Raw genomic sequence first — 16,175 nt, forward strand, 5'->3', positions numbered from 1 at the left:
GCGCGAATGCCCGAGCCGCGCTGGAAGGACATGTCATGACAGCGACCGTGCCCAAGGCTCCGACCGCACCAGGGGTGCGGTCCTGGTGGGGGATCCCGTACGCCACCGCCGAGCGGTATCGCCGCCCTCTGGTCGCAGATTTCGATCCGGACCGCCCCTATGACCGCAAGGGTGTCGTCTCTGTCCAGCCCGATAGCGGCGACTGGCTCGCAGCGGACAGCGGGATGGGCGAGGACTGCCTGAACCTGAACGTGTGGGCCCCTGAGCAGCCGGCTGACAAGGCGCTTCCGGTGACCGTGTACATCCACGGCGGCGGATTCGAGTACGGCTCGAACACCCAGATCACCTCGAACGCCGCCGGTCTCGCCGCGTCGGGGCGCGTGGTGAGCGTGTCGGTCAACTACCGGCTCGGCGCACTGGGCGCGCTCTCGCTGTCGCAGTACGGCGGGCGGCTCGCCGAGGCCGGCAACCTTTTCCTCCAGGACGTCATCGCCGCGCTGACCTGGGTCAAGCGGAACATCGTCCACTTCGGCGGCGACCCCGACCAGGTCACGGTCTACGGCCACAGCGCCGGCGCCTACTCCACCTTCGGTCTGCTCGGCACCTCCTCCGCCGACGGCCTGTACCGGCGACTGGCCGGGTTCTCCGGCGGGCCCGCTCGTAGCGTCCCTGCCTGGTGGGCCGAGGAGCTCGCGCACCTGTTCGTCACCGAACTCGGCGTGGCGGACAACCCGGAGAAGCTGCTCGACCTCGACGCGGTCTCCCTGAGGGACGCCCTGCGCAAGGTCGCCCCGACGGATCTCGGAGTCCGCGGCGGGGTGGACAACAAGGCCACCGGCGTCGTCCTGGACATCGGGCAGCCCGGCGCGGTGGTGCACGCCCACCCCATGGACGTCCTCGCCTCGGGCGCGCACCGCGATGTCGACGTCCTGCTGAGCATGGCGAGTGACGACATGGGGTGGTGGGTGGCGAACGACCTCGACCGCTTCAACCCGCACACCCTCGACCGCGTCGTCGACGAGGTCGCGGGGTGGCGTATTTCCCGCTCCCGCGCGAAGAAGATCGTCGACGCCTACGACCAGGGCGGCCGTACCCCGGCCGAGGTCCGCGCCGCGGTCATGGCGGACTACCTCTTCGCGCTCCCGGCCGCCCGCGGCTGCCTGGCGCACGCCGCTGCCGGCGGCAACGCCCATCTCCTGATGATCGGGCCCGCCGAGGGCGCGCCCGCGGTGCACGGCACCGAGATGTACGCCCTGGTCGGCCAGGAACAGCCGGGCCGCAGCGCCGACCAGGCCGAGCGTGACACGCGGATCCGCGACATCGTGCTCGACTTCGCCACCGGTGAGCAGTCCCGTCTGTGGCCCGCCGTCACGGACAAACCCACGTCGGGAAGCGTCGGCAACCCGCCCTTCGAGGCCACCGCCCACTACCAGCAGGCCCTCGGCCTGTGGGAGGGCATCGACCGTCCCTGAAGGCTGGCGGGACGTCATCCGGAGTAGCGCACCAACGGGGCGAAACAGAGTGAGGAACTCGGTATGAGCCAACCGACAGCAGCCGGCGACGCCGCACCGGCGACGATGCGGGCCGCCGTCGTCACCGGGCCCGGCGGGCTTGAGGCACTGGAGATCAAGGATGTTCCGGTGCCCGTACGTAAGCCCGGCTGGGTGCGGATCAGGGTGAAGGCGTTCGGCGTCAACGAGTCCGAGGTCACCACCCGCAAGGGCGAGTCGGACGCGGAGGTCACCTACCCGCGCGTCCCCGGCATCGAGAGCGTCGGCGTGGTCGATGAGGCCGACGAGGACAGCGGGCTGCGGCCGGGACAGCAGGTGGCCACGATGATGGGCGGCATGGGCCGCTCGTACGACGGCGCGTACGCGCAGTACGTGACCGTCCCCGCGGCGCAGGTCATCCCCTTCAAGACCGGCCTGCCGTGGGAGGTCGTCGGTGCGCTGCCGGAGATGTTCCAGACCGCCTACGGATCGCTGACCACCGGCCTGGATCTCAAGGCGGGGCACACGCTGCTGATCCGCGGCGGCACCTCAACGGTCGGGCTGAGCGCGGCCACGCTGGCGAAGGACCTCGGGGCCACCGTGCTGTCCACCACCCGCAGCCCGGGACGGGCCGGGGAACTGCGGGCCGCGGGTGTCGACCATCCCGTCGTCGACAGCGGCACGATCGCCGACCAGGTGCGCGAGCTGATGCCGGAGGGTGTCGACGCCGTACTGGAGCTGGTGGGCTGCTCGGTCCTCGCTGACAGCCTGCGCACCGTCCGCCGGCACGGCACGGTCTGCTTCACCGGAGCCCTGGCGGGCCAGTGGACGATCCCCGATTTCACCCCCTTCATGATCCCGGGCGGGGTGCGGCTGACGTCCTACGGCGGTCAGGCCGCCGACCTCCCGGCCGACGTCTTCGCCCGCCAGCTCCAGGCCATCGCGGCAGGGCGCCTCCACGTCCCGGTCGCGAAGGTCTACCACGGCCTGGACCAGGTCCGTGACGCCCATGCCGACGTCGAGGCCGGGACTACGCCGGGCAAGCACGTCGTCGTCCTGGGGGACTGAGACCTGGGCAACTGAAAAACAACTACGAAGGAACTGGCACAGGAGTTGGAGAACTCTTCGCTGGACGGCCCAGCCCGGGCACCCACCAGGCGGCACCGCTCGTCGATGCCCGTACCCGCTGCCGGCAACACCCCAGAGAGCAGGAGCCATCTGAGAATCCGACTGACCGCCGGAGAGACCGTCCTCACCGCAACCCTCGACGACAACGCGACGGCACGCGACTTCGCCTCGCTGCTTCCGCTGACGCTGCAGATGGGCCGATGCCCTCAAGAAGTACGACGGCACGGTCGACGTCACCATCGAGGCCATCGACTGAGAACAGGCCGGAATCACCGAGACCGTCAGTCGGTCTCGCCGGCCGCGAAGGCGGCCGGGGTGAGGCCGGTGCGGTCGCGGAAGAAGCGGCCGAAGTTGGCGGGGTCGGTGAAGCCGAGGTGGACGGCCACCGTCCGGGCGTCCCACCGGGCACTTCCCAGCAGGCGCCGGGCTTCCAGGAGGCGCCGCTCGTCGATGAGTTCGCGTACGCCCTTGCCGGTGGCGTCCCGGGTGGCGCGGCTCAGGGTGCGGACCGAGCAGTCGAGCAACTCGGCGTAGTCCGCGGCCTGGTGCAGCTCGCGAAAGTGCAGCTCCAAGGCGTCGAGGAAGCGTCCGTACCGGTCGGCGCGGCCCGCGTGGGCCGTGGCCGTGCCGGTGGGGGCGATGCCCGGGGAGTTGGCCAGGCGCAGCAGCAGTGCTTCGAGCAGGCTGCGGCGCAGGGCGTGGTGGATGTCGAGAGGGCGGCGCCCCAGTGCGCGGTGTTCGTCCAGGAGTTGGAGTGCCGTCTGGTGGAGCCAGGCGGTGTCGTCGGGGTGCGGGCTGAGCACGGCAGGGGCCTCGTGTGCGGTGAGCGGGGCCAGGAGACGGGCGATGTCGGGCCGTAGTACGTCCGGTTCGAACAGGATGAACGGGCCGCGGGCCGCGCCGGGCGGATGCCAGCACTGCGCGTGCCCGGGACGCACCCACAGCCACTGGCCGGGAGCGACGGTCCGCGTGACGTAGTCGACGTCGTGCCGCAGCTCACCCTCGGTGATCGCGATGAGGTAGTGGAAGGTGGCACGGCCCGGACGGGGCGGGTTCCACGGCCAGTCATCGTGCTGGACGAAGAAGTCCTCGACGGTACTCACCTCAAGGCCGTACGGGGTACCGACCGGGGGCTGGAAACCGAACAGTGGAACCGCAGCCGCACCGGCCGCGCTTCCACTCGGGTCAGGGTGTCCCTTATCGACCATCACGTGTCCGCAGCCTACCCTCCTTCCGGTTGGCTGCGGCGGAAGGATGGGACGTGCCACCGCGCCCGCGCGGCGCGCCCTCCACGTCTTTCGATGCCACAGTCCGTCACCACCTGAGGAAGGAAACGCCCGATGAACGGACCGGTCCTGCACAAGACCGCCGCCGACTGCGCGGAGGAACTCCCCGGAGCCCAGCTGGAGCACCCGTTCGGCTCCGACTGGGAGGTCTTCAAGGTGCGCGGCAAGGTGTTCATGCTGATGACAGAGGTCCCGGGGCGTCCCGTCGTGATCCTCAAGGCGGATCCCGGCGAGGCCCACGCCCTGCGGGAGCAGTACAGCCAGATCACCCCCGGCTGGCCGACGGCGACGGCCGCTACCTGCTCAACATGGCCGAACAGCTCCAGACCCTCCCCACCCCCGAGACCCCCCTGGACACCACCGCGCTCGCCCCCACATCCAGCAGCGCGCCCCGCTGTACGACAAGGCACAGGAAGGCCACTACAACCTGATCTCCGCCCTCCACAAGTCGATGCGCGGCTCCGATCCGGACGCGGCCCTGTACTGGCTGGCCCGCATGCTCGACGGCGGCGAGGATCCGCTGTTCATCGCCCGCCGCTTGACCCGCTTCGCGAACGAGGACATCGGCATGGCCGACCCGCACGCCGTCCAGCAGACGCTCGCCGCCTGGGATGTGTACGAGCGACTCGGCTCCCCCGAGGGCGAGTTGGCGATCGCCCAAGCGGTCGTCTACCTCGCCACCGCTCCCAAATCCATCGCCGTCTACCGCGGTTTCAACGCCGCCAACCGCGCCGCCCGACGCACAGGCTCGCTCATGCCGCCCGCCCACATCCTCAACGCGCCGACCCGGCTGATGAAAGACCTGGGCTACGGCAAGGGCTATCAGTACGACCCCGACACCGCTGACGGCTTCTCCGGCGCCGACTACTTCCCCGAGAACATGAGCCGCGAGACGTACTACGAACCCACCCGCAACGGCTACGAAGCCCAGATCGCCGAGCGTCTACGCCAGTGGGCCGCTCTGCGGGCTCGTAGGCAAAGGTGAGGGGCAAGGGCGGACGGCGCCGTTACGGAAGGGGCGAGTGGGGCTGCCGCCGATGTACGCGCCCCCGGGCAGGGCCAGCATCAGCAGGGCGGCCGCCCGGGCTCGGCGGGTGCCGAGGGCGAGGTCGGTGTGGTGGCCTTGGTCACGCAGCGGGGTGATGACGCCGGTGTGGGCGCGGCCGTAGCGGGTGACGTGGCGGATTTCGTCGTGGTTGGAGACGACCCAGGTGGCGGGGGCGCCGACCTTCGCCAGATCGGTGATCGTGCGGTCGATCACCTCCCTCAACTCGTCCGCTTCGAGGGCGCACTTGAGGAAGTCGAAGTTGAAGGCGGTGTGGAGTTCGTCGGGGCGAAGGTAGTCGGCGAGGCGGCCGGGGCGGACGTGGGCCTCGGCGACGAACAGGCGGGGGTCGGGGTAGCTGTCGGCGATGGCGCGCCAGGTGCGGAAGATGTCGTGGACGCCGTCGCGGTCCCAGTGCGGGTGGTTCCCTTGGCCCTCGCCGGTGCGGCACTCCTCGACGCCTTCGGACTGCCGGACGGCGAACACTGGCGGACCTTCGCAGCCGACCTCGCCGACCGCTTCCGCGCCCGGTTCTGGGTCTCCGACCAGCAAGGCCTCTACCCGGCCATGGCACTTGACGGCTCCGGGCGCCCTGTCGACTCCGTCACCAGCAACATGGGCCATCTCCTGGCCACCGGCATACTCAACGCCGACGAGAGTGCCACCGTCGCCGCACGGCTCGCCGCCCTCGACATGTCCGACGCCTACGGGTTGCGCACGATGTCGTCCCGGTCCGGCGGCTTCGGCCCGCTGCGCTACCACTGCGGCACCGTCTGGCCGCACGACTCCGCCATCGCCATCGCCGGCCTCGCCCGCGCCGGACACCCCGAAGCAGCCGCCCCGCTCATCGAGGGCCTCCTCGCCGCAGCACCGGCCTTCGACTACCGACTGCCGGAACTGTGGGGCGGCGACGCCCGCACGGACACCCCCGCCCCCGTCCCCTACCCGGCCGCCTGCCCGCCACAAGCCTGGTCGGCGGCAGCGGCCATCGCCCTCATGAGCGCACTGACCGGACAGGAGCCCGACGTCCCCGCCGGCCGCCTCCACCTCCGCCCGACAGGCCCACTCCCCGTCGGCGCACTGACCGTCACAGGTCTCACTCTCGCGGGAGAACGGCTCGACGTCGCCATCGGTACCGACGGCCGGATCGAGTCGGTCACGGCACCTGCGGGACTGATTGTCGAGGAACGCACGGTGCCGCGTTAAGGCGGCGGCGGCCCTGCCATCAGGTACGAGGCCCAGTTGCCCAGCCTGAGTAGCGAGGCTTCAAGCACTCGGGCGGGGCAACCGAGGTTCTCTCCCTGGCCCGACCGTCAACTGGGGGAGCAGGTACTGGCGCTGCGCCTGTGGGACGGCCACGACGCGGTCCGGCTCGTGGCGCCGACACCGCGGCGGGCGTCCTGCTGACTACTGGTTCGACGAAGGTGAACCGGGCGGCGGCGCGGGGGAGGCTGCATGCAGCGCGCCAAGTGTCATACATCATCGTCCGGTTGGTATCGGTAGACGGAGACGTGAGAGCGCGATTCGGCGGTGAATTCGGCGCCGTCCCAGTCCGCGTGCCTGGTCTCCAGCACGAATCCGGCCAGTTGTGCCATGAGGTCGAGTTCGGCCGGCCAGATGTAGCGGTGCGGGCTGCGGGACAGCTGAGCATCCTTGGTGTCGTCGAACCTGAAGTGGTGCGACACGACGTGCTGGTTCAGGACGTCGTAGGTGTCCAAGCCGATGTAGCCGGGCTCGGATCGCCAGACGACGGCCTCCTGGCCCGGTGGCAGCTTGCGCAGCTCCGGCACCCAGAGCTCGATGACGAACCGGCCACCTGGTGTGAGGTGGCGGGCGGCGTTGCGGAAACACTGGACCTGCTCGGTCTGGGTGAGGAGGTTGGAGATGGTGTTGAAGACGAGGTAGACCATCGTGTACGTCCCTGGAGCCACAGCCGTCGCCATGTCCCCAATGATCACGGGAAGCGTCGTTTCGTCCGCCTTGGTTCGCAGTCGCTCGACCATCGGCCGCGACAACTCGATCCCTGTGACCGGGACTCCTCGCTCGGCGAGCGGGACGGCTACCCGACCGGTTCCCACAGCGAACTCAAGTGCCGCTCCGCCACCCGCGAGTTCGGCAAGGCGGTCCACGGTCGGCCCCAGGACCTCGGGCGCGAACATGTCCGTGCCGGGCGTGTCATAGTGCTGGGCGGCATCGACGCCCCAGAGATCCTCCTGCTTCATACCGCCAGCGTTCGCCTCCGGCTTGTGCGGTGTCCAGTCAATTTCTGTCGCACGGAGGGTAGTTGCGGCTACCAGGCCGTCGCCTGGACCACTCGTACGGCCATGTCCTGCACCGACAGACCGTCGGTCGGGATACGGACAGTGCCGGCCGGAGCCTTTTCGTCCAGGTCCTGTGCCGCCCGCAGGCTTCCCCAGGCGGGTCGGCCCCCGCAGGCAACTCCGAAGCGCGCTGACCCCTCATACCAGTTGAACCACTGGGATACTCGAAGAGGAGCGTCCGTTGACCCGTCAGTTGTCCCGCCGGAAGTTTGTGGTCTACTCGCTCGCGGCATCCACGCTGACCGTCGCCGCGCCGCTCGGCTGTGACGGGGCGGCGGCGGACGGCGCCGAGGCCACCGCGGCCACGACGCGCCGGGCGTCCGACGTCCTGGTGACCGGCACCGACGGGGAGATGCTGGTCCTCGAAGTCACCGAAGCCAACAGGGTCGTCGTACGGCTGCCGCGCGTCGAGGTCGGCCAGGGCGTCACCACCGCGGTCGCCATGATGATCGCCGAGGAGCTGGATGCCAGGCTCGTCGACATCGACATCCCGCTCGCCGACGCCCGTGCCAAAGGCAACCAGTACACGGGCGGTTCGAGCTCGGTGAGTTCGCTGTACGGTCCGGCCCGTGAGCTGGCTGCCTTGGCCCGCGCCAAGCTGGTGACCGCGGCTGCCAGGCGCTGGAACCTTCCCGCGCGGTTCCTGAGCACCCGGAACACGAAGGTGATCGCACCGGACGGGCGTTCGGCCACCTTCGGTTCACTGACCGCGAGCGCCGCCCGGATCAGCCGGCCTGCCGTGTCGAGCAAGCCCAAGCCCGCGTCCCGGCACCGGGTGATCGGACGGCCGACCACCCGGATCGACGCCCGGGACATCGTCACCGGCAAGGCCAAGTACGCCGGGGACTTGGCGGTGGCGGGGGCGAAGCCGACCGTGGTGGCCCGGCCGCCGACGCTCGGCGGGAAGCTCGTCTCGGTCGACTCCCGGGTCGCACGGGCGATGCCGGGCGTCCACGCCGTCGTCAAGGTCGCCGGTGGGGTCGCCGTGGTGGCGGAGTCCTTCCACCACGCTTTCAAGGCGAGGGACGCCCTGCGGATCACCTGGGCGCCGGGTCCGCTCGCGTCGCTCTCCGATGCCGCGATCCGCTCGCGGCTGCGGGCCGCCGTCCCACGACTCGGCACCCCGCCGCGCGGATCGGCGCAGACGGAGGGCGAGTTCGAGTTCGCCTTCGTCAGCCACGCCCCGATGGAGGTACTGACCGCGGTGGCGGACGTTCGTGCGAGCCACGCCGAGATCTGGTTCTCCTCGCAGTCGCCGATGGACGCGCGGGAGAGCATCGCCTCGGCGGTCGGACTGCCCGCTTCGAAGGTGAGAGTTCACGTCATACGAGGCGGCGGCTCCTTCGGCCGGCGGCTGAACCACGACGCCGCGATCGAGGCGGCCCTCATTTCGAAGGCGGCACGCCGGCCGGTCAAGCTGATGTGGAGCCGCGCCGACGACATCCGGCACGGCCGGATGCGCCCGGCCAGCCACCACCGGATCCGGGCCAGTCACGCGCGGGGCAGAGTGGTGGCGTTCACCCACTCGATGGCCTCGGTGAGCGAGTCGTACGACGGGCAGTCCCTTTCCGCTCAGGGGGCAGCTCGGGGGGCCGCTCGGGGCGGGGTGACTCCGGCCGTCGTACCTGCTTCCGGCCCGCTGCCCAGCGACGACGGGCTGTACAACTTCGGCCGTGTGTCCGGGAATTCGGGATCGGTCGAACTGGCGATACCCCTCGGCGCCTGGCGGTCGGTGGACTCCGGGACGATGCGGACCGCGGAGGAGATCGTCGTCGACGAGGTCGCGAGGAGCCTGGGAAAGGACCCGGTCGCCTTCCGGCGCACCACACTCAGGAACAAGTCCGTCAAAGCCGTGCTCGACAAGGTCGCGGACGCCGGAGACTGGGGCAGGACCCTGCCGGCGGGCCAGGCGCAGGGTGTCGCCGTCCATGAGGAGTACGGCTCCTGCGTGGCCTGCCTGGTCGAGATCGACGTCACCGACCCGAAGAGCCCCCGGGTGACCAAGGTGGTGATGGCGGCCGACGTCGGAACGGCCGTCAATCCGCGCGGCCTCGAGGCCCAGCTCATGGGCACCGCGATCGACGGCATCTCCACCGTCCTCCAGGCCGGCCTGCACATCGACCGGGGCGCCGTCCGCGAGAGCAGCTACGCCGACTTCCGCTACGCCCGCCAGCGGCACGCCCCGTTGCGTTTCGAGGCGCACATCATGCCCTCCCGGCGGGAACCGGGCGGGGCGGGCGAACTCGGCGTCCCGGCCGCGGCCGGAGCCGTCGCCAACGCCTATGCCCGGGCGACCGGTTCCAAGCCCCGCCGCTTCCCCCTCAACTTCTGATCCGACCTCCGAGAAGGTGCTGATGCCCTCCTATTCCTTCGTCCTCAACGGGAAGCCGGTCACCGTCGAGGCCCCGGCCGACATGCCACTGCTGTGGGTCCTGCGGGACATGCTGAACATCACGGGCCCCAAGTACGGCTGCGGCGTGGGCGTTTGCCGTGCCTGTACGAGCCACCTCGACGGCGAGGAGACCCAGCCCTGTGTCGTTCCGGTCGCGGACTGCGCGGACCGCGAGGTGACCACGATCGAAGGCCTGGGCGACGGCGAAAAGCTGCACCCCGTGCAGCAGGCATGGCTCGACCGCGATGTCGCGCAGTGCGGCTTCTGCCAGCCGGGCCAGATCATGGCCGCGGCGGCCCTGCTGAAGAAGACCCGCCGACCGACGGACGCCGACATCGACGGCATCGAGAACGTCTGCCGCTGCGGTACCTACTCCCGGATCCGCGAAGCGATCAACCAGGCCGCGGCGAACGGCTGAGCGCCGGCCATGGGGGTCCGGGCGTCCCTTTCGGCGGTGTCTTGGACTTCCCCAGGATCATCCGGAACCGTCCATTCACGCATCCCGGGCGAGAACCGCGGCGCCGGTCGCTGTGGCCCTGCGGCGGACCCGGGAGGAGCATGGGAGATGAGCGACCCAGGGAGGCCCGCCATGAAGACCGGAGCCTCGGATTACGACCGCTGGCTGTACTCGCACACGCCCTCCCAGGCCGAGGGCGAGCGCGATGAACCGACCGAGCGTGCGGCAGTGGAGCAGCACCCGGACGTCCCCAGGACCGAGCCGTCCCAGGCGGAGGGCGAGCGGGTGGACGACTTCCGGGCCACATGACCGCCGACACCACAGAAGGGGGCATCGACGTGCTGTCACCCGCACGGACAGTTCCAGTGGCGCGTCGATGTAGAGCGGTGCTTGCTGGTCCTAGTCACCTTTTCCGGCGTACGCGCGACGTCACGGGGGCTCGCGCGACCGTGACGCGGGGCGGGACCGGCGCCCTCCGACGCCTGCCCACTGCCACCGGGGGGGGGGGAACAGACCGTCACCGGACCGGGGGCGGCACACCGCAGGGAGAGGAGGCGAGAGACCGCCCATGGAGAGGCAGCTTCAGGCGCTGCGCACCCCACGAGCCGCGGGACTGGTGGGGATCATCTTCGCCCTGCTGCTCGCCGCGGCCATCATCCTGGTCCGCGTAGCGATACCGGACGAGTCGAGCGACCTGAGCAACAGCTGGGTCGCTGACCCCTCGCGTCGACATACGGTACAGACGGCGCTGAACCTCATTCCCTTCGCGGGCATCTTCTTCCTGTGGTTCATGGGCGCCGTGCGCGCACGTATCGGAGCGGCGGAGGACCAGTTCTTCGCCACGGTCTTCCTGGGCAGTGGTCTGCTGTTCGTGGCGACCCTTTTCGGCGCCGCGGCGGCGGCCGGGGGCCTTCTGGTCATGGCCGGTGCGTCCGGAGCCGACTCCCAGCTGCACTTGTGGTCCTTCGGCCGTCACGTCACCTTCAGCCTGCTGACGACCTACGCGATGCGGATGGCCGCCGTCTTCACGTTGTCGGCCTCCAACATCGGCCATCGGTTGGGGGTCCTCCCGCGCTGGCTTTCCCTCCTGGGCTATCTCGTCGCTCTGACGCTGCTCTTCGTGACGGGCAGCATCGCCTGGTCCGAGCTGGTCTTCCCCGTGTGGGCTCTTGTCCTCAGCATCCACATTCTCGTGGGCAGTCTCCGCCCTGGATCCCGCGCGTCGCGAAGGCGATGAACTGGGTCACCTGGCGTGCGGCGAAGTTGTCGTCGGAGACCAGGACGACGGTGCGGCGGCCGTCGGGGAGGCGGGGGCCGAGGGTGATGCCCTCGACGTTGTCGACGCGGGGCAGCCCGGGTACGTCGGACAGGTCGGTCACGAGCGTCTTGCGGACCGGCCGTACGGGCGGGGCGGACGGGTCGGTGAGGGAGTCGCGGCCGAGGACATCGGTGGCGCCGTGGAGGTCGACCAGGTAGATCCGGGCCTTCCAGTTGTTGTCGGTGTAGATCGAGGCGCGCTCCAGGACCAGGAAGCGGTCGTGGCCGAGGGCCACGAGGTCGCTGACGCCGTTGGTGTCGGTGCTGCCCGCCGAGGTCGCGGCGAACAGTGGCTCCAGGGGGTAGGCGTACTGGGCCAGGGGCTGTCCGGTGCGGGCGTCGTGGACGGTGAGGCGGGTCAGCGCGCCGTGCTCGGGGGTGGGGTCGGCGCCGTCCTGGTAGAGGGGGTCCTCCATGGCGGTGACGATCCGCCGTCCGTCCGGGGTGAAGGTGACTCCTTCGAGGGTCTTGTTCTTGCGGGGCCCGAACTCCTGGGAGTCCATGTGCAGTTGAGGCGGCAGTGGGAGCTGTCCGGTGGAGGCGCCGGTCGTGGTGGCGCGGCGGATCCAGGGATCGCCGAGGAGGGCCGGGCCGTCGACGGGGACGATGCGTTCGCCCTCGCTCGTCCAGGCCAGGCTGCCGTCGCGCGGGTCGACGGCGATGCCCTCCGGGTCGGGTGCGACGGTGGAGCCGGCGGTCGAGGTGGGCGGGAAGACGGTGCCGTCCGGGCGGAGCCAGGGGTGGGTGCCGGTGAGCTCGACGCCCTTGAGGGCGCCGTCGGCGAAGTCGACGTGAGCGGTGTAGAAGCGGGCGGGGCCGGTCTGTGAGCGGTCGTCGCTGATCACGTAGTACGCGCCGGTCCTCGCGTCGTAGCTGAGGGCGGACAGCCCACCGACGGTGGTGCCCTGGAAGGGCATCGCGTTGGGCAGCTCCCGCTCGCCGAGGAAGTCCAGCCGTATGCCGTCGTCCTGGGCGGCGGCCGGGGTGCCGGCGAGGGTGGGGAGCGCGGCGAGGACGACGGCGGTGGCGATGATCCGGGCGCGGGCGGCGCGGATGCTCATGGGGTCTCCAAGGTGGGCAGGCCGGGCGGGGAGGCGGGAGCGGTACGGGAGGCGCGGCGGCGGCGCCAGGCGAAGTACGCGAGTGCGAGGAGGGTGAAGCCGTACGGGATCGCCGAGACCAGCTGCGACGGGATGGCCAGGTTGCCGAGCTGGACGGCGAGGGCCTCGGCGGTGCCGAAGCCGAGGGCGGCGAGGAAGACGCCCCAGGGGCGCAGGGCGCCGAGGAAGACGGCGGCCAGCGCGATATAGCCGCGCCCGGCGGTCATGCCGGTGACGAAGAAGGACACGGCGCCCATGCTCAGGAACACCCCGGCCGCTCCGGCCAGCGCGCCGCTGAGCGCGAGTGCGCGGAACTGGACCCGGTGCACGTGGATGCCGACCGAGCGGGCCGCCTCGGGGTGCTCGCCGACGGCGCGCAGATGGAACCCGAACCGGGCCCGGTAGAGCAGCCAGGCCACCAGGGGAGCGGCGGCGAGGGCGGCCCACGTCAGCACGTTCTGTCCGCTGAGCACCGCGCCGAGACCGGGAACGTCCTCGATCAGGGGCAGCCGGACCGACGGCAGCGCCCCGCTGTGCAGCCGACTGGTCCCGCCCTTGTCGCCGAGGAGCGCGTACACGGTGTACGCGGTCGCGCCCGCAGCGAGCAGGTTGAGGCCGATGCCCGCGATGATGGCGTCCGCGCCGAGGTACAGGTGCAGTACGCCGAGCAGCAGGGCCAGGAGCGCGCCCCCGGCGATCCCGCAGGCGGCCCCGGCCCACACCGAGCCGCTGTACCCGGCGACCAGCGCACCCGTGCAGGCGGCGGCCAGCATCGAGCCCTCCAGGGCGATGTTGGGCACGCCGGCCCGCTCGGCCAGCAGACCGCCGAGGGCGGCGAGGACGTACGGCGTGGACACCCCGAGGATCGCCGCGAAGAATCCGGTGCTGAGCACGACGTCGATGACGGGACCCATCAGCGGGCCTCCCTTCGGGCGACGTACCGCTTGACGAGGTCGGGCAGCGCCCGGGCGGTCACGAGCAGCACGATGACCGCCTGGATGATGGTCACGGCCTCGGCGCCGACATCGGTCTGCTGCTCCATCACGTCGCCGCCGACCCGCAGATACGAGTAGAGGAGCGCGGCGGCGACCACGCCGAGGGGGTTGTTGCGGCCCAGCAGGGCGACGACGATGCCCTCGAAGGCCAGGCCGCCGGCCATGTCGGGCTGGAGCCCGCCGTAGATTCCGAGGGCGAGGTGCGCCCCGGCGAGGCCGGCCAGCGCGCCGCCGATGACGAAGCTCCACTCGATGGTGCGCGGTACGTCGATGCCGCCGTAGCGGGCGAAGTCCGGGTTGGAGCCGGTGATCCGGACGCGGTAGCCGAGCGGTGTCCTGGCGAGCAGGAACCAGACGGCCGCGGCCACCGCGAGCATGCCGAAGAGACCGATGTTCGCCCGGTCCAGGGGGACGCCGAAGAAGTCCGAGAGCAGCGGCAGCGCCGAGTCGGGCCGCACCGGGGCGGACTGCACGGCGCTGCTGCCGGGCGTCTTGAGGTGGTCGGTGAGGAGATAGTCGAAGGCCCTTACGACGACGGCGTTCACCATCAGGGTGGCCACGATCTCGTTGGCTCCGAGGCGGGCCTTCATCACCCCCGGGACCGCGCCCAGCGCGCCCCCGGCGAGGGCGGCGGCGCCGAGCGGCACCAGGACGGCGGCGACCGGCGGCAGGTGGAGGTTGATCGCCACCAGGGCGCTCGCCAGGGCGCCGGCGTACACCTGGCCCTCCGCGCCGAGGCTGATCTGCCGGGCCCGGAAGGGGATCGAGACGGACAGGCCGAGCAGCGCCAGGGTGGTGGCGTCGGCGAGCCAGCGGCCGATCCGGGGGGTGCGCTCCAGCGGGCCGGTGAGCAGGGCGTTCAGCGCGCCCGTGGCGTCCTTGCCGGTGGCCAGGACCACCAGGAAGGCGATGAGCACGGCGACGGCGACGGTCAGCACCGTCATCGTCAGCTCGACGACCGCCGTACGCCGCCGGGTGGCCAGGAACTCCCGGCGTCCCCGTGTTTCGGGCAGCCCCTGCTGGTCCGCTTCCGGTTTCAGGGTCGAGGTCATCGGACACCTGCCGTGATCCGCTCGTCCGGATGCCGCTCCACACCGAGCATGTACAGGCCGGTGGCCTCCTCGGTGAGCCCGGCCGGGTCGTCGAACCGGGCGACCAGACGACCGTCCTTGATCACCAGCAACCGGTCGGAGAGCGCGAGCAGTTCACCGAGGTCGGCGGAGACCAGCAGCACCGCCGCGCCCGCGTCACGGGCCTCGACGAGCCGCTCGTACATGAAGTGCATGGCGCCGATGTCGACGCCCCGGGTCAGCTGGGCGGCGAGCAGGAGACGGGGCCGGGCGGACAGCTCGCGGGCGACGACGACCTTCTGCAGGTTGCCGCCGGACAGTGCCCCGGCAGGTGTGTCGGGATGCGGGGCGCGGATCGCGTAACGGCCGATCAGGTCCTCGGCGAGCTCGCGTACGCGGTGGGTGCGCAGGATGCCTCGGCGGGCGACGGGGGGCCGGTCGTGGCGGTCGACGATCAGGTTGTCGGCGATGGAGCGGTCCAGGGCCGCCCCGTTGGACAGCCGGTCCTCGGGTACGTGGGCGACGCCGGCCCGGCGGTGACCGGCCGCGTCGAGGTGGGTGACGTCGGTGTCGTCGACGGTGACGGATCCGGCGGTGGGGCGGCGCAGTCCGGCGAGCAGTTCGACGAGTTCGGTCTGGCCGTTGCCCTCGACGCCCGCGAGGCCGACGATCTCACCGGCCGCGATGTCGAAGGACACGTCGTGCACCGACGGGCCGAAGAGCCCCCGCACCCGCAGCACTCCCGCTCCGGGCCGCGCCGGGAGCCTGCTCACGTCCAGGGACATGTCCCGGCCGACCATCATGGACGCGAGCCGCGCGGGCGTCGCCTCCTCGGTGCGTACGGTCGCGATCATCGACCCGGCGCGCATGACGGTGACCCGGTCGCTGATCTCCCGCACCTCCTTGAGCTTGTGCGAGATGAACAGCACGGTCATGCCCGAGTCGCGCAGCCTGCGGACCGCGCTGAACAGGTCGGTGGTCTCCTGGGGGGTGAGTACGGCGGTGGGCTCGTCGAGGATCAGGATGCGGGCGCCGCGGTGCAGCGCCTTGAGGATCTCGGCGCGCTGGCGCATCCCCACGGACACCGAGTCGACCCTGGCCTCCGGGTCGACGGCGAGCCCCGCCTCCTCGGCCAGCGCGGCGGTGCGTTCGGCGGCGGCCGCGCGGTCGACGCGGCCCGGCCGGCCCGGCTCGACGCCGAGGACGACGTTCTCGGCGATGGTGAACGACGGCACCAGCATGAGGTTCTGGTGGACCATGCCCACCCCGAGCGCGATGGCGTCCTGCGGGCTGGAGAACCTGACCCGCCTGCCATGGACGCTGAGATGCCCGGCCGACGGCTGTTCGAGTCCGTACAGCAGCTTCATCAGGGTGGACTTGCCGGCGCCGTTCTGCCCGACGATCGCCCTGATCTCGCCGACGGGCACCGACAGGTCGACGTCGCTCACCGCGCGGGTGCCGTTGGGGTAGGTCTTGCCCAGCCCGGTGGCCGCGAGGGCGGGCGTGGCCTGTTCCGCGGCCCCGTGCACGGTCGCGTCGGATTCCTCGATGGGTTCCACCAGTGTTCCTCGGAG

At 71.1% G+C, this 16,175-nt stretch carries 14 protein-coding genes and 3 pseudogenes; 10 read left to right on the forward strand and 7 right to left on the reverse strand.

The genetic code is table 11. The features are described 5' to 3' along the window. Positions 1–35: 35 nt before the first annotated feature. The 3 genes and pseudogenes from ABZ027_RS09820 to ABZ027_RS09830 form a co-directional block, all read left to right on the forward strand. On the forward strand, positions 36–1,472 hold the full coding sequence (locus ABZ027_RS09820) for a carboxylesterase family protein (protein ID WP_356766210.1): 1,437 nt from the start codon (positions 36–38) through the stop codon (positions 1,470–1,472). Positions 1,473–1,535: 63 nt separating this feature from the next. Beyond that, positions 1,536–2,558, forward strand: a complete 1,023-nt coding sequence (locus tag ABZ027_RS09825; protein ID WP_356766212.1) for a zinc-binding dehydrogenase — start codon at positions 1,536–1,538, stop codon at positions 2,556–2,558. 105 nt (positions 2,559–2,663) lie between these two features. Continuing rightward, positions 2,664–2,807: pseudogene (locus tag ABZ027_RS09830) on the forward strand (cyclophilin-like fold protein); the annotation flags it as partial. A 92-nt stretch (positions 2,808–2,899) separates the two neighbouring features. On the opposite strand, the gene ABZ027_RS09835 reads toward ABZ027_RS09830, so the two are convergent. Further along, positions 2,900–3,721 carry an AraC family transcriptional regulator gene (locus ABZ027_RS09835; protein ID WP_356766214.1) on the reverse strand — a complete coding sequence of 274 codons (822 nt, stop codon included), beginning with the start codon at positions 3,719–3,721 and terminating at the stop codon, positions 2,900–2,902. A gap of 237 nt (positions 3,722–3,958) precedes the next feature. Here ABZ027_RS09835 and ABZ027_RS09840 point away from each other — a divergent pair. Further along, a pseudogene (locus ABZ027_RS09840) lies at positions 3,959–4,180 on the forward strand (MmcQ/YjbR family DNA-binding protein); the annotation flags it as partial. A gap of 175 nt (positions 4,181–4,355) precedes the next feature. After that, complete coding sequence (locus ABZ027_RS09845; protein WP_356766216.1) at positions 4,356–4,889, forward strand: hypothetical protein; 534 nt, start codon at positions 4,356–4,358, stop codon at positions 4,887–4,889. A gap of 51 nt (positions 4,890–4,940) precedes the next feature. On the opposite strand, the pseudogene ABZ027_RS09850 reads toward ABZ027_RS09845, so the two are convergent. After that, a pseudogene (locus tag ABZ027_RS09850) lies at positions 4,941–5,372 on the reverse strand (alpha-glucosidase); the annotation flags it as partial. 6 nt (positions 5,373–5,378) lie between these two features. On the opposite strand from ABZ027_RS09850, the gene ABZ027_RS09855 reads away from it, so the two are divergent. Next, entirely contained in the window at positions 5,379–6,155 is a 777-nt protein-coding gene (locus tag ABZ027_RS09855; RefSeq protein ID WP_356766218.1) for a hypothetical protein, read from the forward strand. 266 nt (positions 6,156–6,421) lie between these two features. Here the strand turns inward: ABZ027_RS09855 and ABZ027_RS09860 are convergent, their stop codons facing one another. Next, positions 6,422–7,171 carry a class I SAM-dependent methyltransferase gene (locus ABZ027_RS09860; protein WP_356766220.1) on the reverse strand — a complete coding sequence of 250 codons (750 nt, stop codon included), beginning with the start codon at positions 7,169–7,171 and terminating at the stop codon, positions 6,422–6,424. A 310-nt stretch (positions 7,172–7,481) separates the two neighbouring features. Here ABZ027_RS09860 and ABZ027_RS09865 point away from each other — a divergent pair, with 310 nt between their 5' ends. The 4 genes from ABZ027_RS09865 (at position 7,482) to ABZ027_RS09880 (ending at position 11,356) form a co-directional block, all read left to right on the forward strand. Continuing rightward, positions 7,482–9,602 (forward strand): molybdopterin cofactor-binding domain-containing protein, encoded by a 2,121-nt coding sequence (locus ABZ027_RS09865; RefSeq protein ID WP_356766505.1) that lies wholly within the window; start codon positions 7,482–7,484, stop codon positions 9,600–9,602. A 22-nt stretch (positions 9,603–9,624) separates the two neighbouring features. Further along, entirely contained in the window at positions 9,625–10,080 is a 456-nt protein-coding gene (locus ABZ027_RS09870) for a (2Fe-2S)-binding protein (RefSeq protein WP_356766222.1), read from the forward strand. A gap of 171 nt (positions 10,081–10,251) precedes the next feature. Further along, entirely contained in the window at positions 10,252–10,428 is a 177-nt protein-coding gene (locus tag ABZ027_RS09875) for a hypothetical protein (RefSeq protein WP_356766224.1), read from the forward strand. 259 nt (positions 10,429–10,687) lie between these two features. Beyond that, positions 10,688–11,356, forward strand: a complete 669-nt coding sequence (locus tag ABZ027_RS09880; protein ID WP_356766226.1) for a hypothetical protein — start codon at positions 10,688–10,690, stop codon at positions 11,354–11,356. Here ABZ027_RS09880 and ABZ027_RS09885 read toward each other — a convergent pair. From ABZ027_RS09885 to ABZ027_RS09900, 4 genes are read right to left on the reverse strand one after another with little or no spacing between them, the layout of a single operon-like run. Further along, entirely contained in the window at positions 11,295–12,497 is a 1,203-nt protein-coding gene (locus ABZ027_RS09885; protein ID WP_356766228.1) for an esterase-like activity of phytase family protein, read from the reverse strand. The genes ABZ027_RS09880 and ABZ027_RS09885 overlap by 62 nt on opposite strands. Further along, positions 12,494–13,450 carry an ABC transporter permease gene (locus ABZ027_RS09890; protein ID WP_356766230.1) on the reverse strand — a complete coding sequence of 319 codons (957 nt, stop codon included), beginning with the start codon at positions 13,448–13,450 and terminating at the stop codon, positions 12,494–12,496. Before ABZ027_RS09890 ends, ABZ027_RS09885 begins: the two co-directional genes overlap by 4 nt. After that, entirely contained in the window at positions 13,450–14,583 is a 1,134-nt protein-coding gene (locus tag ABZ027_RS09895; RefSeq protein ID WP_356766232.1) for an ABC transporter permease, read from the reverse strand. The genes ABZ027_RS09890 and ABZ027_RS09895 overlap by 1 nt, the downstream gene beginning before the upstream one ends. Beyond that, the gene (locus ABZ027_RS09900; RefSeq protein ID WP_356766234.1) at positions 14,580–16,160 is read right to left on the reverse strand and encodes an ABC transporter ATP-binding protein; all 1,581 of its coding nucleotides are present in this window, start codon (positions 16,158–16,160) and stop codon (positions 14,580–14,582) included. The genes ABZ027_RS09895 and ABZ027_RS09900 overlap by 4 nt, the downstream gene beginning before the upstream one ends. Between the last annotated feature and the right edge of the window lie 15 nt (positions 16,161–16,175).

Source organism: Streptomyces sp. NPDC006332, assembly GCF_040612855.1.
Taxonomy (GTDB): domain Bacteria; phylum Actinomycetota; class Actinomycetes; order Streptomycetales; family Streptomycetaceae; genus Streptomyces.